This is a genomic window from Waterburya agarophytonicola KI4, from assembly GCF_020640915.1.
GTDB lineage: Bacteria > Cyanobacteriota > Cyanobacteriia > Cyanobacteriales > Xenococcaceae > Waterburya > Waterburya agarophytonicola.
On sequence record NZ_JADWDC010000073.1, the window covers coordinates 1 to 21,655 of the forward strand.

Genomic DNA, 21,655 nt, shown 5'->3' on the forward strand with positions numbered 1-21,655 from the left:
TTCAGGACATTTCATAAAAACTATTTTATTGGCGATCGCATTTTTTAAAATCATACCTTGATTCACCAACGCCTTTTATTCTTTTTTTTGCAACACTGCCAGAATAAAACTAGCGATCGCTACATTGCCGTAATTGAGAACAGATTTTCTAACTTTCAAAACATTACAAAACTAAAACAAATAAACAAACACGATCTCAAACATTACTATCAGATACTTATAAGTAATCAAGAACGAAGAAAAAAAACAACCATGAAAATTTTACTTATTAGCTCTACAGGAGGTCATTTGAACGCCTTACAAAAATTACAATCATTTTGGCAAAAACACGAATGTTGTTGGGTGACATTCAAGACAGATTCTACCGAACTATTGTTAGATGCAGAAAAAGTTTATTGGGCTTATAGTCCTACCAATAGAAATATTCCTAACTTATTCAAGAATTTGTATTTAGCTTACCAAGTTATAAAGAAAGAAAAGCCACAGTTAGTATTATCTACTGGTGCAGGTATAGCAGTTCCTTTTATTATTATGGCAAAATTTTGTGGTGTCAAAACTGCTTTTATAGAGTCATTTACCAGAGTTCAAGAATTAAGTTTATCAGCTCGTTTAGTTTTACCTTTTCTAGACAAACTGTACGTTCAATGGGAAGAACTAGAAGCTAAATACTCTAAAGCAGAGTTAATTCGTATTTAATAATTTAGATTATCGCTTAGAAGATTTGCAATCATGATTTTAGTAACTGTCGGTACAGAAAGATTTCCTTTCAATCGTTTGATGGGATGGATAGACAATTTAATTGAACAAAATTTTCTCGACCCCGAACAAGAAGAAATTGTTATTCAATATGGTTCTTCTAATGTTTTGCCTAAACAAGGTCGTAAATACGATTTATTACCTCAAGATGACTTTCATAAGTTGATGTCTAAGGCTCGCTTGATTATTGCTCATTGTGGAGAAGGAACAATCGATTTACTAGCAGAGTATTCTAAACCTTTTATTTTAGTTCCACGTAGTAAGCAATTTGAAGAGCATGTGGACAATCACCAACTAGAGTTAGCCGAGAAACTTGCCGAAATTGGAATTCCCATTGCTAAGTCTCCAGGTAGTTTAGCTTATTTTCTAGCTAACCCTATTGCAGTAGAAATCAACAACTATCCATCAAAATATTACGCTAAAGCAAGTGTGATTTTAGAAAATCAATTTGACACCGATAAAGTTTTAGAAGATCTTACAGAAGATTTTATTGGCGATTTGATTCCCTCATTTTCCTAAAAAAAATGTGTCTTTAGTTGTTTTTTGTATAATAAAAGTCAGATTAAAATTACTATCAAGGCATTGAAGTAAGAATTGGTTATTTATATAATATTTGTGTAATAGCTCTTGTTGATCGGAGTTAAAATTCCAACTGAGATCAAAATAACGATATTCATTAATTGCCTGGCGAAACTTATTGACCCAATCATCACCATTAGTTAACCACCAAGTTAGTAAATATTCTTTCCCTTGAGCAGGATCTGGAAGTGTTTTTTTAAGGTTATTAAGAGCTTGTTTTATGTCTGGGGAGAGAATTAAATTAGACTCAAATTCCAAGGCAAAACTGAAGTTAAGAATTTGTTTGATGTTGGGATTTTTCACTAAAGAAAGAGCAAGATCGTAAGCTTTTTCTAAAGCTAAGTCTAAAGCAAGATCGTTGGGCAATTCTTTAGCTAATTGAGAGTCAAGAGCGATCGGTAGATTTAAATCACGATTACTAAACAAACTAAAATAAAATGCCCTTACTGCTGCTGGCTTGTAGGGTATGGATAAAACCTCAGTTTTCTGATTGATAAACTGTAAAAACTTTTGGAGCAAAGGCTCTTGTTGAAGGATAGTATCAACTTGTTTTTTAAGCTGCTGTATTAAATAATCTGCATTGGAAAGCATACTAGCTGTTAATAATATTACCTCCCGCCATTGTGGGTTAGTAATATGGCTAGCTAACTGTTCTAAAGCATGGTTTAATTCTTCTGGATTGAGACTAGAAACTATTTTTCTGGCGGTTAAGTATTCTTGAAAAGTTAAGTGAGAAAAGGAATAAATTCCCCTAGCTCTTTCAATCAATAGTCCATGTTGAATTTCGATCGCTCTTAAGATTTCTTGACTATCTAAACGAAGACTTTCAGGATCTGGGGAAAAATTTGCTAAAGTTGCTAAATAATCAGCAATGGTTTGTAAAAGTTGCTCCGCTTCCAAGAAATAACGATCCTGCTCAAAATTAACCGCAGCAATGTGACTGAGAAGTTTAATTTTATCAGCTAAAGCAAGCCGATGATAAGCACTGTCTCGTTCAATTCCCCTAGAGCGATCCCAACGTACTAGCAAAATGTCTAAACCTTCTTGATATAGTCTGGCTCGTTTATCAGGAAACGATAAGCGTTCTTGAAAGACGGAACAGATCAGGTTCAATAAGATAGGGGTACTGACTAATTCTCGAATTGCTTGATTATTTTTATCTTGCAGTTGTTCGAGAAATTGTTGGGCTTTGGCTTTGCCTGTCTGAGCATCATAAGCCGTAGCAATAAACCATTTTTGAGCAAAAATTTCTACTTGATTGCGATTAAAATCAGCTAATTCAACATAGCTTAAGCCATTAAAGCGATATTGTTGTCCCGCTAACCGACAAGTAATTACCAAAGAATTTTGATAATAAAGTTGAGAAAATTGTAGAATCTGTTGAAAAATCTTTTGTTCGTACTCTGGCGGGATTTCATCTAACCCGTCCAGGAGGATTAAGACTTTTCCTTGTTGCAGTAAGGTAGTTATTTCGGTAGCAGATAAATTGTAATTATCCCAAAAGCGATTGAGATAACCTAATAAACTAAAATCCTCACATTCTTTAGCCTGAAGCACAAAAGTTCTGAGGGGAATAAACACGGGAACACAGTCAGCTTTAAATTTTTCCCTAATACACTCAAGAGCAAGATACTGTAAAAAAGTGGTTTTTCCCGCCCCTGGTTTACCAAGTAGCATTAGCTTTTGATGTTTGGTAACAGCCTTTAAAGCGGGAATAGTTTCCTTGGTTAAATCAGCTAGACTACGTTGACGAGAACTTTGAAGATCGGATATTTCTAGCCAACGTTGATTACTGAGGCGAGTAAGTACATTTTGCTCTGTATAGATATTGTCTAAATCCAAAGGTTGAGCAAATTCAAAAAAAGACTGAATAGTACTACACTGAGCTTCGATTTGCCCAGATATTTGCGATCGCACTTGAGAAACTAAGCGATCGGATTTTGATGTACTGGTTGCTATTTTTGGTTCTAGTGAAGCATCACTTTTTTCTCTAGGGGGTAGAGGAGGAGAATCAGCAATATCTTGCCAATCTAGACTTAGTTGAAAGCAAAGATCGATAAAAGTATTGCGTTCAATTGGTTTACCTGAAAAAAATTTCCAGACTGGCTGACGAGTTGATAAACCTACTTCCGCTGCCAAGTATTCTTGAGTCCAGCCAATGCGCTCAAAAGCCTTTTTAGCTTGATTTATTCCCAGGGGAGATGCTTTGAGCGATCGCTTTGCCATAGTTAGTTATTGATTATTAGTTATGACTATTGTTAAAAGATTGGCTAAGTCTAACCCTCGATTATCTTCCAGCCGATGATTGAGAGATGATTGAGAGAAATGAATCATCAGTAAGCCTAAGATTTGCTTGCCCCTTTTAATCGGCAGGATAAACAAAGACTTAGTATCAACTTGCTTGAATTGATTAATCAAAGAGGATGGTAGATCTGCTTGAGATAAATCTTCTATAGCAATAGGTATTCCCTGTGAATATTGTTCCCCAAACTCAGTTATTAAATTAAGATCTGCGTCGGAAAAATTTTTAACTGAATTATATTTTGTTGCCGAAGTAGTCGAATATTGCCTTCCATCACCTTGATAGAGAACAATTTTAGAAGCTGCTAACCATTCTTGGATCGAGTCTAAAATTTGCTGAATTGAATTATTAGAGCGATTGCCAGAAACTAATTGCTGCAGAGCGGTACTAACTAATTCCGTCCAATCCTGTCGAGCGTCAGCTTTCTCTTTAATGGTGTTTAACTCTGTCCAAGCCCTTTCCCCATCTAGTAAACGGCGTACTCGCTGAGACAAAACTGACCAGTGAATAGGCTTGGTAATATAATCAGTCGCTCCTGTCTCAAAAGCTTGTTCTACAGATTCTTGGTCATCAAGTACCGTAATAATCAAAATAGGCAGGCGATCGCCTCCAGGCAAACTACGGATTTTTTGACAGCAGGTAAAACCGTCAATATCTGGCATGACTGCATCCAAAAGAATCAGATCGGGTTTTAAATAAGTATATTCCGCTAAACACTGTTGTCCATTTTCTGCCTCTGCCACTCGATAACCTTCTTCTTCCATTGCTAAATTAAGCAAAGAACGCATCGTGCGATCGTCATCCACAATAAGAACGAGAGGAGTTGAGTCTGATTGTAATTCACTCATGGTTGCATTCCTGTTGTAAAGCGATTTTAGTCTTGGTATATTCGATTTCTAGCTTGGTTAAAATATCTAAATTTTTAGGTACTTCCCCTCTTCGAGCCATATCTTCAAGATTTTTGCAGCAATCAGCAACAATCACTGCGCCCAGGTTAGCACTGCCAGAACGAAGACTGTGAGCAGCTTTACGTAATGCTTCTGGATCTTTAGCTTCTAGAGCATCAGCGATCGCTTTTAGGCGATCGGGAGTATCTTCCAAATACTGATTAATAATTTTAGTCAAAAATTCTTGAGCTTTTGCCCCTGCAAGCTGGCGCAGAGCATCTAAAACAGTAACATCTAAAGTTGTTTGTTCTAGCTTGGAAGAGGAATCATCTTGGGTTACTAATACGGGCAATTCTAAAACTGGATTTTCCTGTTTTAAGGCAATAATTTTATCTAATGCTCGTTCTAATTCTTCTACCCTAATTGGTTTGGTAATGAAGTCTTGCATTCCTGCTTGAAAACAGCGATCGCGGTCTGCAACGGTAGCATAAGCAGTTAAACCAATGATATATGGAACGTGGGCTAAATCTTGTTCTATTATTTTTTTTGTTGCCGTAATGCCATCCATTTCTGGCATTTCCACATCCATCAGAATGCAGTCGTAGGGAACAGTTTCTAATAAATTGACTGCTTCTAAGCCATTACTGACAATATCGGCTCGATAACCTAATTTTTCCAGAATCAAACTAGCAACTCGTTGATTGACACTATTATCTTCGGCTAGTAAAACTCGAAGATTTCTGGTTTTTCGTGGCATAGTTGGGCTAGAAGTTTGGTTGCTAGATTGTTCTATTTGAGGAACAAAACAAGTCGCACTTGCTGCCGCTTCAACGGTAAAATAGAATCTTGCACCATATTTATGGTCGTTAGTTTTAATAACTTGCCAGTTAGAAGGTGGATTACCAGCTATACTCCCTTGACTTTCCACCCAGATAGTCCCCTTCATCAACTCAACCAACTGTTTACAAATCGCTAATCCTAAACCTGTACCGCCATACTTACGATTAACCGAGGCATCAACTTGACTAAAAGATTGAAATAAAAACTGCTGCTTTTCAGGAGGAATACCAATTCCTGTATCTTGAATCATAAATTGAATTTGATAGGTATTTTCCTGTCCTGTTAATAACTTTCCTGCGATCGCCAGTTCGATTTGACCCTGATCGGTAAACTTAATTGCATTGGCAAGCAAATTGCTCAAAACTTGTCTTAGTCTAGCGATATCGCCCACGATGTTCTGGGGAATAGATTGATCGATCTGGTAAAGTAGTTTAACTGCTTTAGCCGTAGCTTGAGGTCTGACTAGTTCTAAAGTATCTTGCAAACAAGTAGCTAAATTAAATGAATGTCGCTCTAGGGACATTTTTCCTGCTTCGACTTTAGAAAAATCGAGAATGTTGTTAATCAAAGACAGTAATATTTCCCCACTGTTGCGGATGGTCTTAGCAAACTCTATTTGCTGATTATCTAAATCGGTATCGAGCAATAACCCCGTCATGCCAATCACTGCGTTCATAGGGGTACGTAATTCATGACTCATGGTAGCTAGAAATTGACTCTTTTCCTGATTTGCTGCTTCTGCTGCTTGTTTAGCAGCATCTAATTGCTGATTTTGTTTTGATAAGAGACTAGCTTGTGAAGTTTCTTTCGCCAATAACTGTGCCTGTCCTAAAGCAATCCCTACTTGAGCTGCCACAGCTTCTAATAATTCAATTTCATCATCTTGCCACTGACGCGGGCGATCGCATTGATGAAGGGTGATTACACCGTTAATCTGCCCTTTATAAGAAGTACGGACTGAAATCATGGACATGATTTCTAATTGTTGGCAAACATGGAACATTGGCTGAAGCAAAATATCTTGAGTTACGTCATCACTGATTACAGCTTGCTCTTGGCTTAATACTTTTTGGGTATGAATATTATCCACAATAGAAATTTCTAAATTAAGCATAGAAAGGACATCGTGGCTGCGATATTCAGCTACACAGGGAATACTGGGAGGAGAGTCTTCTATATAACGATGAATAATACAGCGATTAACGCCAAAAGCAGCACCAACTTGATTCACGGTAGTTTGGACAATTTGCTGTGTATCTAAGCTTTGTCGAATTTCTTCGGTGATGTATTTAAGTAAAACTGTTTTGGAATATTGTTGTTCCAGGCGAACTTGAATTTGTTGACGCTCAATTTCACTACCTAACCATTGAGTCATTAGCTTTAAAAGCTGACGATCTGCTTGACTAAAGCTAGATTGTCTAGATCTATGACTTACAAAACCAAGAATGCCATAAACTTCTCCTGCCATCACAATACTCTTAGCAAAATAGGTTTTAAGAGATTTTAAATTAGAGTTTACTGTCTCTCCATTCAATAGATAACACGCTTCTTTGCTGGCTAAAGTTCGCGCCCAAGGTTGGCGATCGCTTCTTAGGGAAATTTTAAAAAAATCAAAATAAGAATTTATTTTACTTTGACGACCATAAATAGCCTGTTGTTTTAAGAAATTTTGCTCGACTTTACTCACAAAACCAACTTCTAGGTTAAAAGATTCACAGCCAATCTCCAGTAGATGTTGAATACGTTGTTTTAAGGTCAAATCTTGGGCAGCAAATACCTTTTGTAGTAAACGATCTCGTTGCTCTCTTTCTCGCTCTGCCCTTCGGCGATCGCTAATATTAGTGCTAAAGATTCTAATTAGATCGCTTTGGGGCAAATAATGTACTGATTGCTCGAATACTGCATCATTACAGATAATTTCTCTAATAAATGTTGATTCTGACTTTTCTTGAACTAAATAAAGTAAATCTAACAAAATAGGATGTTCGATACCCTTTTTCTTTAATTCAGGAAACTGTCGAATGGCTGCGGGATTGAGATAGGTGATTTTTCCTTGAATATCTATTTCAATAATGGGATCGGGAATCAATTCGGGAAAAGAAGCTAAGCGTGCTAGAGCGATATCGTTAGCATCAACAGAATTATTTTCGGGAGCAATTAGAGTTTTATAAGAATTACTCGCTTTACTAGCTTTCGATAAAAAACGCGAAACATCTTCTAATGGATCTAGTTCGGAAAATTCAGAATCCGATAAATTTAGCAAAGAATAATATTTAGCAGAGACTTTACCACCAAACTCAATTTTGTCTCCGTGTTTAAGATCTCTAGTGAGACACTTGCGACCATTAACCCAAATTCCATTGGTACTTCTTTTTCCATTGAAGTTTCCATCAATGATCCGAAAATAAGAGCGATCTTCGTCTATCGCCGGAATACGTAAAATAGTTGCGTGCTGTCGAGAAATTGATGACCCATGCAACACAATCGAGTTGCTAATCTCTCGACCCAGGGAATAGGTTTCTGCTTCTAAAGCATAGGTTTTTTTTCCCTTGCCATCTTTAACTGTCAGTAAATGACGAATTTTTTCTCGCTCTGACATAAATTATTTTAATTAAATTAAGCTCGTATATTTCTCCTTTGTAATCTTTAACTTGATACTTGACCAGTAAATTGAAAGTTATACAGCAAGTTATACCAAACAAGGTCTAAAACAGACGCGATCGCATATAGCAACTGACAATAATGAGATTAATCACCAGTTAAGTTAATCCTTATGAAACTAGTATCTGTAATTATTCCTGTATATAACGTTGAAAACTATATTGCTCAGACTATTAATTCAGTTTTAAGTCAGACTTATACTAACTTTGAAGTCTTAATTATTGATGACGAATCCCCCGATCGCAGTATTGAAATTTGTCAGCAGTTTAATGACCCCCGAATTAAAATTATTCATCAACAGAATCGTGGTTTAGCAGGAGCAAGAAATACGGGGATTCGTCACGCTCAAGGAGATTATTTAGCATTTCTCGATTCCGACGATCTATGGTTACCTGAAAAATTAGCTCGGCACGTCCAACATCTAGATTCTGCACCTCAAGTGGGAGTTAGTTTTAGTCGTTCCCAGTTTATTGATGGAGAAAGTCAACCATTAGGTATTTATCAAATGCCCAAACTGCAAGATATTACTCCCTCTCACCTCCTTTGTCGTAATCCGATTGGGAATGGTTCAGCACCTGTAATTCGCAAGGAAGTCTTTTCGGCGATTTGTTTTCAAGATAATTTATACGGACAAATAGAAAACTTCTATTTTGATGAAAATTTCCGTCAGTCAGAAGATATTGAATGTTGGTTGCGTATTGCATCAGAAACTTCTTGGCTAATCGAAGGCATTGGGGATGCTTTAACTTTATATCGCGTCAATGGTGAAGGATTGTCGGCTAATGTCCTCAAACAATATGACTCTTGGTCACAAATGATCGAGAAACATCGCGATCGCTCTCCTGAATTGTTAGCTCAATATGAAAACCCTGCTAGAGCTTTCCAATTAAGGTATCTAGCTCGTCGTGCAGTACGACTTAAAGATAGCAAAATGGCAGTGAGGCTAACCCATCAAGCCCTGGCTACTCATTGGCAAATTATCTTGAGCGAACCTTCCCGCACTATACAAACTATCTTCGCTGCTTATCTACTCAGACTATTACCTTTATCTTTTTATCAAGGATGTGAAAGATTCGCACTCAAGTTAACTGGCATCAGTCAGCAACTCCATATTTTACGCGATCGCTTTACCGTGAAATTTGCCTAGAAAATAAATTATTTATCAAATCCATACCAAAGTAAATCTCCTGATTTGATCTTACTAGATGCAGTTATGCCAGGTATTGATGGGTTTAATTGCTCTCTTAAACTAAGGAGTCTTTTAGGTATTCAATGCCCACCAATTTTCATGATGACTGCTCTAGACGATCGCGATTCTATCTATCGTAGTTTTGATGTGGGAATTACTGACTATTTAGTTAAACCTATAAACTGAACTAACTTGTCAGAAAAAATAAAACAAGCAGGTATTAATAGAGATAAAACCAAAAAAATAAAACAGCAATTTGAAGAAATACACTCTCTTAAGGAAAAATTACAAGACAATGTTTATCAGATTAAAAATAAGCCTCAAAATAAACTAAGGTATGTTTATTAAACTTTTTGTTTGGCTGTAGTCCTATCTTTACTAAATCCAATTCCCATCACAATTAAACCAGGCCAATAAAGATAAGCTAGAATCTCTAAATTCTCACCAAAAGTATAAAGAAACAAAATAAATAAAATTGCTAGCCCTGTTGCTGCATCCTGACTTTTTTGAGCTTTGACTAGCAAGAACAAAAAACCTAAAACCATCGGAATAGCTAAGGAATAAAAACCTACCATTCCTTTCACAAAAGCTAATCCAGCCCAGGTATGATGAGAGCCGATGGGCATAAATTCCACTACATGAGGACCCATTTGTAAAACCCCATGTCCCCAAATTGGTGCTTCAGTCTGAGCCCGATAAAAAGCAATTTCTTTCAAAGCTCCCCGAACCCTACTTGATGCTGCTCTTTGGGCCTTAAAACTTGTCCAGAAAGCACTAATGCCATTCATGATATTAATGGCGAGAATACCACTAACGACGCTAGCAAAGCCCATAAGTATCAATATGTAGGGACGTATTAACCGCGATAAGACAAAAATGAAAATAGGAGTACTAAGTATACATACTTGAGCCAACCGAGATTTGCAAATTTGGGAAAGATAAATTGCGCCAATAATGCCATACCAACGCCACTTTTTATCTTGTTCTTGTACAGACAAAGTAAAGTAGATATTAGCCACAAAACCTAATGCTGGTCCCCAGGGAGTAAATAAACGCTGGCGTATTTGTCCATCAAAATCTACTGCATATAGCGATACGTCAAAAAAAATAGGTCCTAATCCTGCACCAACAGCTTTTAGAGGAGATACATATAAAGTTTGCGGTAAATGTAATAAGGGTGCAGCAATTAACAGGGGTGAAATGACCAATGTATGAAAACAAATTATACAAGCAGCACGATAGACGATCTGCGGTCTAATATTCAAACAGCCAGCCAAGGGATAAAGAGCAATTAATGCCCAACCTTTTCCCCAGCCAATAGATGATTTAATAATTTGGGAGGTAGGGAGATTATAATCTAAGTGACCCATAATCAAAGCTACTTCCATCATTAACATACCTATAATCCAGACCCAGGTAATCCAAGGAATGATAATTTTTTCGGACTCAGGAGTAGATTCGTCTTGCAACCAAAGTTTTAGCAGCAAATAGGCAAATAAAATCCAGGCGACTACCGAACCAACGATATAAGTAGCACCTAGGAGATAGAAAAAATAAGTCCAAGTCATGGCATACCACACAACTCGTTCGGGAAAGTTTTGCGGTTGAATCTCTTTGGAGAAAATCAAGTTGTTAGACTCCCAACATTTAGATATAGATTAGATATAGAAAGGAATAGAGAAAAAATTATTCGATCGCTTTTTTTACTATCTGTTTGGAAATTTTCAAAAGAGGTTCGCGCCACCATAACAAAGTTAATCCCACAGTGACAAACAACGAACCAACAAATGCACCAGCTAATACAAGTTTGGGTTTAGGTGCGCTGGGTTCTTCGGGGAGAGTAGGTTCTTCAATAATTTGGATCATGGGAAAGGAAGCAAAAGGATCGCCTTTACTAAGATCTATTTTGGTAAGAGTTGAAGCAAATACTGCTTGGGCTATTTGTAAATCGCGGTCTAAATGATCGTGAATTGTTTCTTTTTCCGTTAGAATGTTCAATTCTGCTTTTTGTTCGGTAATTTGAGACTTTAGAGTTGCGATTTGTCCTTCTAATCCTTTTAACTCCGCATTAGTCTTGACTAACTGAACAAATAAATCTCCTCGTTTGACCCCCGAACCATTACTATTGTCTAAAATTAATCGTTCTAGACTGAGTTGTTCGACGGGAATACCGAGTAACTTTTGACCTCTTTGAAGCAAAACCTTAAGAGAAGCCTGTTGTTTTTGTCTGGCTTCGACTACATCAGGATAATTATGTCCGCGATTGGGTAAAAGGTTAGTTAAAATCGTGGTGGCATCAGTATATTCCGTCAGGATCTTTTGAAACTCTTGGTCTGTTTGTAGTACTAGAGCATCGGCTGCTTTTTGAGGAGAGACTCTTAAAGTACTGACTAATTGTTGCAAATTATCATTGGTCTGACGATATTGAGCGATCGCATCAATTAATTTTGTTTGTAAATCACCCATATTGCCAATTAAGTTGGTAATCTGGTCTGAAGAATTAAAACCTGACTTTAATTTGTAACCAGAGAGTTGATTTTGAGCCTCAGTTAACTTGATGCGAGTATCTTCTAAGATCTGTTGAACCGACTTATCTCTTTCCTTTTGTTCTTGCGATCGCAATACATTCAAACGTTTATATAGTGATTGATACAATGCCCAGGCTTTTGATTCTGCTACTTTAGGATCTTCCCCACTTACTTCTAACTGCAATAGGGTTGTATTATTAATTAGAGTGACATTCGGCTTTCCCAATTTAGATACAGATATTTCTAGAGATTCTGCTGCTGTTCTTAAAACTGTATTACTTGTTGCCATTAGTTTGTAATTTTCGCGAGGATCCGAATGGGAACCAAAGGAAGTACCGCTAGAAGTATTTGCTTGACCGATACTGGGCAAATTGACGCTTACCCCAGGAGAACTACCTGCAACATGAATGATTAACTCGCTGATAAAAGTAGGGGGAGTTTTTTTTAAATAAGTAAGTGCTAACCCCCAAACAGCACTATTAAAAGTAGCAGCTAATAATAAATATTTAAGCCATCTCAACCACAGATATTTTTTAATTGGTTCATCATCGATAATAGTTATAGATTCGGAAGAAGATGACATAGATCTACTGATGACTAAAACAAGCCATTTAGAGGGTTGATAATATCTCCCAGAGTTTGAAAAATATCTCTGATGTTAGTTACCTTGGAGTCATAACAAGCTACCCCGTCTCTAGGCATTAGCAAGGGATTATCGTCATTATTATGGGAATCTCGCAACAAATCTTCTACTCCTCTTTCGAGATGGTTTGTTTCTCCTGTCAAGCGATCTACTCTGACTAAAACTGCCTTGCGATCAGCGTTGACTGACTTGGTTCCCCCAGCACAATTAGTTGCAATTACTGCTTGGCTAAAGCGCGCGCCATAGGGGAACGTAATTCCTTCTTCTGTATTGCCAATAGCTGAAGTAGCATTACTAGTGGCAGGAACGGTTAAATTAGAGACAAAAACTTTAATCCCTGGACGGGTAATTGCTGATGGACGAACCAATTCTGCTTGAAATCTTTCCGCAGCAGGCACTATAATGCGATCGCCTGATATCAGAGGTACATTTTCAAAGGGTTCTCCTGTTAGTGCGCCAGATAAATCAAAAATTTGTTCGTTGCCATTACGAATTAGGCGAATTTCTTTGACATTAGCAGTAGGCAATACTCCCCCCGCTGCTTCTAGAGCATCAGTCAAATACCGACGATACGGAAACTCTCCCGTGATTTGATTGGCATCAGGCGATACTGCCGATTCTTCAGGATAATAAGGGAGATTAATTTGCATTGCCCCTGGTTGGAACAATTCACCAGCAACTTGTACCGTAATTGGCGACCATTCAATGACCTGAATTGTCATTTGTAAAGTATTGGGGGGGAAAAAACCCTGATTAACTAAGGAATAGGCTAATTTATCTTCTACGTGATCTAGCTCTAATCCTGCGACGGCAACTGTTCCAAGGTAAGGGATTTCTAAATTTCCTTCCTCATTGACTTCATATACGCGACTAAAATAAGTTTCTTGGGGAATAGAAACCTCTACGCGATCGCCTGGAGACAAAGGCAAAGCAATACTTGACGAAGCGTTAAATATTGCCATTAGAATAATGCTTAATTTTAAACAGATACTACAGCTATTTTTTGGCTGTAAAGCTAATATCATGCAATTTTCACCCCCTACTGAAAGCTAGATAATATTTTCTTTTAGTGGATTTTATATTCCCAACAATCTTAAAGTTAAAACATCATTAAAACCACCTAGTTTCTTACTATTTTTTTGATGATTGAAATTGCCAACTATTGTTTATTAGTAAATTTGCTGTTGACAAGTATGTTCAAATATATTTTTGTTTATTGTTATTTTCTGAATAGCTTTTGCAGCTTGAGCTATACGAATTTTTGTAAGCTAAATTACATTCACAAATATTGCATCTAAAGAGTTTTTAAAAACTGGCAAGTTTGTTTTTTTCTGCTAAAGTTGGCGATGGGTTCGTGTCAAAATATCTATTGTTTTAATTTTAACTAAAATATAAATGATTGAATACATAAAAAATAATTTTAAAAAGAATCAAAAAATAAGAATAGCTTATCGTGAAATTTATTATACTTACCGTAAGTTGTCTTTAGTATTATTTAAAATTTATCTAAAAATAATTAAATTAAAAACAGTTTCCAGAAACAATTTATTAACGGCAAGAAAAAAATATAAATTACAAGAATTTAGTTCGGCAGAAATAATTAGCTTTGGAAATTTCTATACACCCAAACCAATACCACCTCGTATTGCCCAAAGAATCTACCCCATGAAAGAAAAAATAGTTCAGCCTTTTGTGTGCGAATTAGAACAAGCAGAAATCATTGGTCACTATCCTGTAGCTTTTGATCGCAGTGGTTATTTAATACTAGAAACTACTTTACCTATATTTAATTCAATTGAAGCTCATGTTGCTCAAAATGTTTCGATCAAAACTATAATCGCCTCCCAATTTAACTCAAAAGATCGAAAATCAAATATTGATCTTGCTTGTATCTTAACCAATCCCTGGAGTAACAACTTTTGGCACTGGACAGTAGATACTTTAACTCAACTAGAGGGGATTGAATACTATCAACAACAGACGGGAATCAAACCAAAACTAATTGTTGAAAGCAACTTGCGATCGTGGCAGCGAGATTCTCTACAACTATTGGGCTATGAAGCAGAAGATTTGATTTTTTGGCAAGATTTCAGAAGGACTATTACTAAATTAGTTGTGCCTTCTTTTCGTCGTTCTTATGATGAAATTCACGGCGAAATTTCTGTTAGTGCTTGTCAGTGGTTAAAACAAAAAATGCTCGGTAATATTTCTAATCTAGAAAATAAACATATTTCTTTTTCTTCCAAAGTTTTTGTCTCTAGAAGAAAAGCATTAGGCAGACGCATAGCCAATGAAAATGAAGTAATGGAAGCCTTAAAACCTCTAGGATTTACACCCTATATTTTAGAAGAAATGAGCTATATCGAACAGGTAAAATTATTCGCTCAAGCCAAAGTAATTATTGCCCCTCATGGTGCTGGTTTAACTAATCTAATCTTCGCTGATAATCCGATTATCCTAGAGTTATTTGGTGCTTATGTCGGTCGAGAATTTGCTAATCTTGCTAGAGGGATGGACTTTAAATATGGTTGTCTTGGTTGTCCACCTCCTAGAGGAGAAGTCCGTCAAAAAGATGGGGACATGATGGTTGATGTTAGTGAGTTACTCAACCTTTTAGAACAAATGGAGAAATAAAAAGGGCGATCGCTTTTTCTTGATTAACTCCATAATTTGCTCCCATCAACAGCTTTTTGCAAAAGTTTGACATAGCTAATTAGAAATTCTTCAACGTGATAGGGTTTTGAATCAAAGTTTTCTGTAAGATAATCAAATCCTCCACTTGCATAAGCATTCATACTATCTATTCCTTCATTAGTTAAATTAGTGATGCTGCTGGGATCGATTAATTTTATTAAGTGTTTTTTAGTATCTTCTTTTTCATCAAGACTAATTCCAAATTTTGATAACTCCGCTCTAATTAGTAATCCAATAATTAGATTTTGATGTGGTTTATAGTCACTAACAAATTCATCTCTAAAATCACGATGTTCTTTACATCGCGTAGTAGGATCACTGCATTTTTCTGTAGCTAATCCCAGCATTAAACAGAAATAATATAGATCAAAATCAGTTTTAATTTGTTGATTAGTTTGTTTCTGAACATTAGAAAACCAATCTTTTGTGTCTTGGCTTAAGAATAAAACACCCTTCAGAATTAGTTTCTCCTACTCTTCTAAAACTCATTACCTCATCATGATTCCATTTTTCTGCATCACCATTCATTGCTGCACGAATCATTGTTAATGTAGTTGTTTTTGCCGTACCATTAGGCATTTGAATGTTTGAATGAGAGATATTTGAGGCACATTATTCTCAGATATTAAGTTTATTTCCATATCTGGACAGCGTAATCCCGTACTTTGCCAACCTAAAATATGTATTCTCATAATTAATTATTCTTGTATTTTTGTAATATCAATCACGTTATAAATTGAATCTAAATGATTACTGTTGTCGGTGTTACTAAGCTCTGAATTACTCATTGCTTCAATCCAAGCAATTAGACGTTTAGCTACTGAATCAGACTGATCTTCTTCCTTGATAGCATCCTGAATTGCTTTGATAATTTCTGAATCTAAAGACATTTTTATTCTTTCCTCCTAATTTCTGATAGTTCTAATAACCATTGATAACGTTCTTCATCTGCACTAATGCGATCGCTTTCAGTAGATTGCAAGATAAAATCGACAACAGCAGCTTTTTTGTCGGGACATTGAGGATTTGTCCTCAAACAACGACTAATACGCTGAATAGTTTCTAATTTTGCTCGCGCTGAAGAGAAAAGAATCACGTTTTGAAGATTCTGAATATCAATACCTTGGGATAAACGATGACAAGTTATCAAACAATCAATATCACCGTTGGCAAAATCTTGAAGACTTTGTTTATCTTCTCCAGAATAGTAGGTACGATAACGATAAGTATAGTTATGAATTATTTCTAAAATTTGTTCTCCAAATTCTGTAGTTTCTACAAATAGAATTGTAGACTTGAGAATTTGAGGATTAGTTTGTAAAAACTCAGCAAAAACTTCTGGCTTTTGTTCGGCAGTTTTATAAACTTTAGAAAGGTCTGTCCAAACTTCTCTATCTGACATTGGTTTTCCTTCTTTTTTCCGAGCAGCCTTCTTTTGGTAAACTTGCTTTAATCTGTATTTATCAGAATCAGTGAGTTCGTAAGGCAAAGCAACATAATTAAACTCACAAAGTATTCCCCTTTCAATTGCCTCTTTTAAAGTGAATTCAAAAAATACATCTCCAATTTCCTGAAAAATAAAATCAGTACCTTCAGTGTCATATTCTCTTTCTGGAGTTGCACTTAAACCTAATCTGTAACCGAAAGATTCGTGTTCGCCAGTTAGTTGTTCTACATTTGCTGGACTACCCAAGCCATGAACTTCATCATGTACGATAAAAATTCTGTTTCTTTCTCTTTTCTCTAGACGACTTAATAGTGAAGCGAGTTTTTGTCGCGATATAACAATTAGCGATCCTTGAGGATGATTAGCAAAACTTTCTAGTTGATGATAACTATCGTAGTGTTTAAGAACTCGAAAAGGTCTTGAACCTTCTATCGACCATTTTTCTACTTCTTTACTCCACTGATCTAGTAAGTCTTTCCCATCTGTGGTTACAATAATTCCATCTATTTCCTTATCGTCATCTAATCGACTTAGAATTTTTAAGGTTGTGCGTGTTTTTCCTGTACCCGTAGCCATTTCAAGGACACCATGTCCTATTTTTAGAAATTTTTCTACTGCTTCTTCTTGATGTCGCCAACGATAGTTAGATTTTGCTGGTTCAATGGGAGAAATAATTTCAGTTATTTCAGGAGTGATTAAAGGTTTTTCAGAAGGCGCATAAGAGCGAACAAATTTGATTGTCTCAGAGGAAAGAGATAATATTTTTAGTCCTGTAGATTCCTCTTCCCAAGCTTCCTGAAATTCTTCTACTTTAATTTCTACTCTTTCTTCATCTGCTGCTATCCAACTGCGATAAACATCGATAGATTCATAATTTCGACTATGACCATTAAGAGATTCATTAGCCGAACCTGTAAAAGCAACTTTATCACCCCAAGGAAAATCAAATATACCTATTTTTTTATGAAATATTTCAGCTTGCTCAATATGTTGAGGAAAAGCAAAGCGTAACATCAACTTATCATTAGCTATCATCCAAGCCAATAATTGCTGCTTAATAACAATAGAATTAGGCTGTTTTGATAATTTAAGTGCATCTTCGATAATTCGATCTGCAATTATTTGTCTAAGTTTATTTCTCTCTGATTCATCAATGGCTTGTTCTATCGTAGTTTTATCTTGTTCCGACAACTCTGGTGAAATAATCAGCTTAATTACAACATCTTCTGTTGCGATGTGGGGAATAGCCTCCGACCAAACAATTAAAGCCCCACTAGAAAAATAACCAACCGCACGACGGTATTGAATGCAATATTTTAAGCAAGGAGCAAAAAAATCTGTACCTAAACTAGCTTTTCCACTTCGATAATGACTTGCTAATTCTAGTATTGTTTCCTGTCCGTAGAATTCTTGAGCCAATGCTCTCACCATAAATAGAATGAATTACATATTTTTATGATTCCCAAAAATTAATCTAAATCAACATTATTTATTGTTATTAGGCGATAATCAAGGATTACGTTCATCGGTTGACTATTTTTCTACCGCAGACAATCTTTTAAACACATATTGCGTTACCCAAATAGTAAACAAAGGCAGACATACAGCATGAATTAATAAAACCGTAGTTGCGACACCGATACTTTGCCACTGCACCCCAATTAGTAAAGTAACGCTAAATAAAACAGTAAAGATAACATTCCAAAGTAAATCGATTTGAGGTTTATCGACAGCTATTAATAGCTGAGAGGCAGAATCGGCAAAAGGGCGGGGAATTGCAGATAAGCAAATCAGAATTAGGACGGGAATAGCGGGAATCCATTTCTCGCCGAAGACTATGGGGACATAGATAGGTGCAAGACTGGATTGTAAAAGTACCATCGGTAAAATAATTAAAGAGATAGTTTTCAGGCTGCTAAAATACCTTTGTTTGAACTGTGGGAGATTGGCACGAGCATCACAAAGATGGGGTAGCAAAGCAGATTTGATTGAAGTAATGATGCCTAAGCTGATTCCTAAACCTGCATTAAAAGCAAAATAATAGATTCCCAATGCTTCGATGCTGAGAAAACGTCCGACTATTAAATAGTCTAAATTACCCCGCAGGTTATTCAGTAGTTCTACTCCCAAAACATTCCGTCCAAAACGCAGTAGATCGCTCCAGCCAACGGTAGTAAACTTAAGCTTTGGTCGCCAAGAATGATTTTTAAGCATGATGTATACCCAAATTGGTGGTACAAGCAGTTTAGGTAAAATAATTGCCCACATACCCCATCCTGCGATCGCAAATATTAAAGACAGGATATTATCGGTAGAAAACTGCACCATTTCCACTACAGCGATCGCTTTAAGGCGGTTCTCTCGTTGAATTAAGGCAGCCTGAACCAAACCATGAGGCAATAATAGTAAACTAATCGCCATGGTACAGATCGGCAAAATTAACTGATCGTCACGATAAAACCAAGCCAAGGGAAATGCAGCTATACATTGAGTAATAAATAGGGCGATGGAAATTGCCCAATTTAGCCAATAGGCTGACTGGGCCAGTTGGGAAATATCTTCTGCTTTAGCTTGAATCAAACGAGTGCCAATCCCATTACGAGTAAAGACGCGGACGATATCATTAACTGTTAAAACGATCGCTACTAAACCATAATCATGTTGGGTTAGAAACCTTGCCAGTACAACGGTAGTTAGTAACCGTGTGACGCGAATTACTGCTCCCGATAGTCCTAGCCATCCAAGATTGCGAGTAAAAGGACTATCGACTTTTTTAAACCGCTGGCTTAATTTACGCCAAACATTTTTTGGTTTCACCCTGTTATTTCCTCTAAAAATAGCGACCAACTATGCAAAAATTCTGACCAGGCATTCACTACAGAGGCTCTACCTGCCTCTCCCCAAGCTGCTAAATCTTGCCCTGGTAAAGATGCGATCGCTTTAGTTAATTTATCTGAGTCATCGCCAGGTACTAATAAGCCACAGTTTTGTACTTGCTCTTTTAAACCATCAACATCAAACACAATGACTGGTTTACCCGCTGCTTTGGCTTCCAAACATACCAATCCCCAAGGTTCCCAACGGGAAGGAATTACAATAACATCGCAGTCGGCTAAAAAAGCTGGCACATCTTCAATTGCACCTATCAATTTAACGTGAGGCAAATCTTTAGCTAAGTCCTCGATTAATTGTTCGTCTTGCCCATAACCGCCAAGATATAGCTGAAATTTATCGGCAGGTAAGGATGCAAAAGCGGGTAATAAGAGATCGAAACCTTTTTGGGGGGCAAAGCGACCATAAGCTCCAATTTTCAAAGGATTACTCGGACTTTTGGCAGCAATTGTTAGAAGTGCATCAACAGGAGAGGCGGAAAAAATAGTCTTAATTTTACTGGGTTTAACCAATTTATTACTTACCATCCAGTCTCGTTGAGCATGGGAAATACTAATCACCCCATCGGCTAAACCATATGCTAGTTTTAGCATTAGACGAAAGCGACATAAAGATGCGACTTGATGTTGTTCAAATCCCTGGGAGTAATGATGATCGTAAATATATAGCTGGCTCTTTTGCTTTAATAACCACAAATCATCCAGATATTTCCAAGCACAGGGATAGTGAAAAATAATTCCTTGGGGAGAAGAAGATTTTAATTTCTCTTTAGCTGTTTCGAGACGTAATACTTCAAAATCAAATTGTTCGTTTAAGGAGGAAGTAACTAACTGTTGGACGAGACGATTAGATCCTCCTGCTCGCTTATCCCCTATTACGTGCCAAACTGTTGGTTTCATACAGCACTCTCCCCTAACCAAGGTTGGAGATCTCGCTGAATTAAATCCTGACACTTGAGGATGTCTGCACGATATAAATCTAATAATTGCTGTTTAACTTCTGGAGAAAGTTGAGGCGTATTGAGATTTTGATGCTGAATTTTTTGGCGAAGTTTCGCAGGAAATAATGGTTTTAATAGAGTTTTAACAGGATTGGGTTTAGTTAAAATGCGGTGGAGTAATTTATTTTTGGGCATTCCCGATTTATTCGGATGTAAAGCCATATCGGGAACAAAAGAAGCATCAACTTCCAACCACCGAAAAATATCTTGTAGTAAAGCGATCGCATCGGTTTTTAAATCTTCGTAGAGATAGATCTTAATACGATCTCTAGGGAAATATTCATAATAATGTTGCAATTGTCTCCCATAAAAACCAACCTGAATATAATGCCAAAACCATTCCCAATTATCAGCAATTCTTGTTGCTTCATCTTGTAATGCTAAAGCAAAATCATGATGGTATTCGCGATCGTCCCGTACTGTATGCAAGAAATTAGCATAGGCTCTAGTGATAGGGTTACGCAGAATAACAATTAAACGGGCATCAGGAGTATATTGTTTAATTTTAGCTGCTGCTTGCGGATAGTAAAGATAGGAAGGACAAGCTTCGCCGATCGCTTTTTCTTCAGTAACTCCCTGAAATTGTGCTTGATAGGTTTTAAAATCGGTAATTGAAAATTCTCTGAGGGCTTCGTCTCCCACTCCCGCAAAATTAATTACTTCACCTTCAAAAGCAAAAAAATTGGTTTCTTTGGTGGGAGTCATGTAGATTTGTGGATGCTGCTGGAGATATCTGTATAAAGCAGTTGTTCCTGCTTTAGCAGCACCAACAATTAGAAAATTGGGTAGAGTCATAGGAGGACATTTACTATTAAAAATAGATTGACCAAGCAACATTTATAGAGTTCCCAATTTAATTAAAAAATAAATATATGTAGTCTAGTTTACACAGCCCAAAATATTAATATTGCTTTAATATTGATAGCGATCGCAGATAGGAATTAGTTGTTGTTTTAAAAATTTTTCTTGTTCAAAATCCGCAAAATGTTGGCGAATAAATGTCCATTCTCCTGACCAATTCATAGTGCTTCTTCTCGATACATGATGGGATAATTCAGGATGACGAGCATAAAAGACAGCATCGGTTAATTCTCGATATAAGCCTTCAAAAAAGTAATCATTATTGCGATCCCAATAGTATCCTTCATCCCATAATTCTTCATCCCACAATAATTCATCATCATAAGCTTAGACGCACCTAGTTTAGGTTATAATCAGGGAAAAAAAAGAGCGATCG

Annotated in this window: 20 protein-coding genes; 5 read left to right on the forward strand and 15 right to left on the reverse strand. The window is 36.6% G+C overall.

Translation table 11 applies throughout. The features are described 5' to 3' along the window. The first annotated feature begins 252 nt into the window (after positions 1-252). Together pssD and I4641_RS19875 are read left to right on the forward strand one after the other, a co-directional pair. The gene (pssD, locus tag I4641_RS19870) at positions 253-696 is read left to right on the forward strand and encodes a PssD/Cps14F family polysaccharide biosynthesis glycosyltransferase (RefSeq protein ID WP_229642326.1); all 444 of its coding nucleotides are present in this window, start codon (positions 253-255) and stop codon (positions 694-696) included. Between the two features lie 33 nt (positions 697-729). After that, positions 730-1,275 carry a glycosyltransferase gene (locus I4641_RS19875; protein WP_229642327.1) on the forward strand — a complete coding sequence of 182 codons (546 nt, stop codon included), beginning with the start codon at positions 730-732 and terminating at the stop codon, positions 1,273-1,275. Here the strand turns inward: I4641_RS19875 and I4641_RS19880 are convergent. From I4641_RS19880 to I4641_RS19890, 3 genes are read right to left on the reverse strand one after another with little or no spacing between them, the layout of a single operon-like run. Further along, positions 1,264-3,561, reverse strand: a complete 2,298-nt coding sequence (locus I4641_RS19880; protein WP_229642328.1) for an NACHT domain-containing protein — start codon at positions 3,559-3,561, stop codon at positions 1,264-1,266. The two genes, I4641_RS19875 and I4641_RS19880, sit on opposite strands and share 12 nt — an antisense overlap. A gap of 6 nt (positions 3,562-3,567) precedes the next feature. Beyond that, a complete protein-coding gene (locus I4641_RS19885; protein ID WP_229642329.1) occupies positions 3,568-4,485 on the reverse strand; it encodes a response regulator in 918 nt (305 codons plus the stop codon). After that, a complete protein-coding gene (locus I4641_RS19890) occupies positions 4,478-7,963 on the reverse strand; it encodes an ATP-binding protein (RefSeq protein ID WP_229642330.1) in 3,486 nt (1,161 codons plus the stop codon). The genes I4641_RS19885 and I4641_RS19890 overlap by 8 nt, the downstream gene beginning before the upstream one ends. A 174-nt stretch (positions 7,964-8,137) precedes the next feature. Between I4641_RS19890 and I4641_RS19895 the strand changes: the two genes are divergently transcribed. Continuing rightward, complete coding sequence (locus tag I4641_RS19895; protein ID WP_229642331.1) at positions 8,138-9,172, forward strand: glycosyltransferase family 2 protein; 1,035 nt, start codon at positions 8,138-8,140, stop codon at positions 9,170-9,172. Between the two features lie 3 nt (positions 9,173-9,175). Then, positions 9,176-9,400: a response regulator gene (locus tag I4641_RS19900; RefSeq protein ID WP_369426849.1), complete on the forward strand. Its 225-nt coding sequence runs from the start codon at positions 9,176-9,178 to the stop codon at positions 9,398-9,400. Between the two features lie 158 nt (positions 9,401-9,558). Here the strand turns inward: I4641_RS19900 and I4641_RS19905 are convergent, their stop codons facing one another. The 3 genes from I4641_RS19905 to I4641_RS19915 form a co-directional block, all read right to left on the reverse strand. Beyond that, the gene (locus I4641_RS19905; RefSeq protein ID WP_369426850.1) at positions 9,559-10,839 is read right to left on the reverse strand and encodes an O-antigen ligase domain-containing protein; all 1,281 of its coding nucleotides are present in this window, start codon (positions 10,837-10,839) and stop codon (positions 9,559-9,561) included. A gap of 61 nt (positions 10,840-10,900) precedes the next feature. Then, the gene (locus I4641_RS19910) at positions 10,901-12,325 is read right to left on the reverse strand and encodes a GumC family protein (protein ID WP_229642334.1); all 1,425 of its coding nucleotides are present in this window, start codon (positions 12,323-12,325) and stop codon (positions 10,901-10,903) included. 14 nt (positions 12,326-12,339) lie between these two features. Then, a complete protein-coding gene (locus tag I4641_RS19915) occupies positions 12,340-13,347 on the reverse strand; it encodes a polysaccharide biosynthesis/export family protein (protein ID WP_229642335.1) in 1,008 nt (335 codons plus the stop codon). Between the two features lie 433 nt (positions 13,348-13,780). Here I4641_RS19915 and I4641_RS19920 point away from each other — a divergent pair, with 433 nt between their 5' ends. Further along, on the forward strand, positions 13,781-15,019 hold the full coding sequence (locus I4641_RS19920; RefSeq protein ID WP_229642336.1) for a glycosyltransferase family 61 protein: 1,239 nt from the start codon (positions 13,781-13,783) through the stop codon (positions 15,017-15,019). A 23-nt stretch (positions 15,020-15,042) separates the two neighbouring features. Here the strand turns inward: I4641_RS19920 and I4641_RS19925 are convergent, their stop codons facing one another. The 9 genes from I4641_RS19925 to I4641_RS19960 all read right to left on the reverse strand — a co-directional run bounded on the left by I4641_RS19925 (position 15,043) and on the right by I4641_RS19960 (position 21,588). Continuing rightward, positions 15,043-15,426 carry a hypothetical protein gene (locus I4641_RS19925; protein ID WP_229642337.1) on the reverse strand — a complete coding sequence of 128 codons (384 nt, stop codon included), beginning with the start codon at positions 15,424-15,426 and terminating at the stop codon, positions 15,043-15,045. Between the two features lie 61 nt (positions 15,427-15,487). Further along, positions 15,488-15,622, reverse strand: a complete 135-nt coding sequence (locus tag I4641_RS23950) for a hypothetical protein (protein ID WP_263858294.1) — start codon at positions 15,620-15,622, stop codon at positions 15,488-15,490. A gap of 2 nt (positions 15,623-15,624) precedes the next feature. Beyond that, a complete protein-coding gene (locus I4641_RS19930; RefSeq protein ID WP_229642338.1) occupies positions 15,625-15,771 on the reverse strand; it encodes a hypothetical protein in 147 nt (48 codons plus the stop codon). Between the two features lie 6 nt (positions 15,772-15,777). Beyond that, positions 15,778-15,969: a CxC ATPase DNA modification system associated small protein gene (locus tag I4641_RS19935; protein WP_229642339.1), complete on the reverse strand. Its 192-nt coding sequence runs from the start codon at positions 15,967-15,969 to the stop codon at positions 15,778-15,780. A 2-nt stretch (positions 15,970-15,971) separates the two neighbouring features. Further along, positions 15,972-17,957: a DEAD/DEAH box helicase family protein gene (locus tag I4641_RS19940; RefSeq protein ID WP_229642340.1), complete on the reverse strand. Its 1,986-nt coding sequence runs from the start codon at positions 17,955-17,957 to the stop codon at positions 15,972-15,974. A gap of 102 nt (positions 17,958-18,059) precedes the next feature. Beyond that, positions 18,060-19,343: a lipopolysaccharide biosynthesis protein gene (locus tag I4641_RS19945; RefSeq protein ID WP_229642341.1), complete on the reverse strand. Its 1,284-nt coding sequence runs from the start codon at positions 19,341-19,343 to the stop codon at positions 18,060-18,062. After that, on the reverse strand, positions 19,340-20,317 hold the full coding sequence (locus I4641_RS19950; protein WP_229642342.1) for a glycosyltransferase family 4 protein: 978 nt from the start codon (positions 20,315-20,317) through the stop codon (positions 19,340-19,342). Before I4641_RS19950 ends, I4641_RS19945 begins: the two co-directional genes overlap by 4 nt. Next, complete coding sequence (locus tag I4641_RS19955; protein WP_229642343.1) at positions 20,314-21,255, reverse strand: sulfotransferase family protein; 942 nt, start codon at positions 21,253-21,255, stop codon at positions 20,314-20,316. The genes I4641_RS19950 and I4641_RS19955 overlap by 4 nt, the downstream gene beginning before the upstream one ends. A gap of 75 nt (positions 21,256-21,330) precedes the next feature. Beyond that, positions 21,331-21,588, reverse strand: a complete 258-nt coding sequence (locus I4641_RS19960) for a hypothetical protein (protein ID WP_229642344.1) — start codon at positions 21,586-21,588, stop codon at positions 21,331-21,333. Positions 21,589-21,655: the final 67 nt, after the last annotated feature.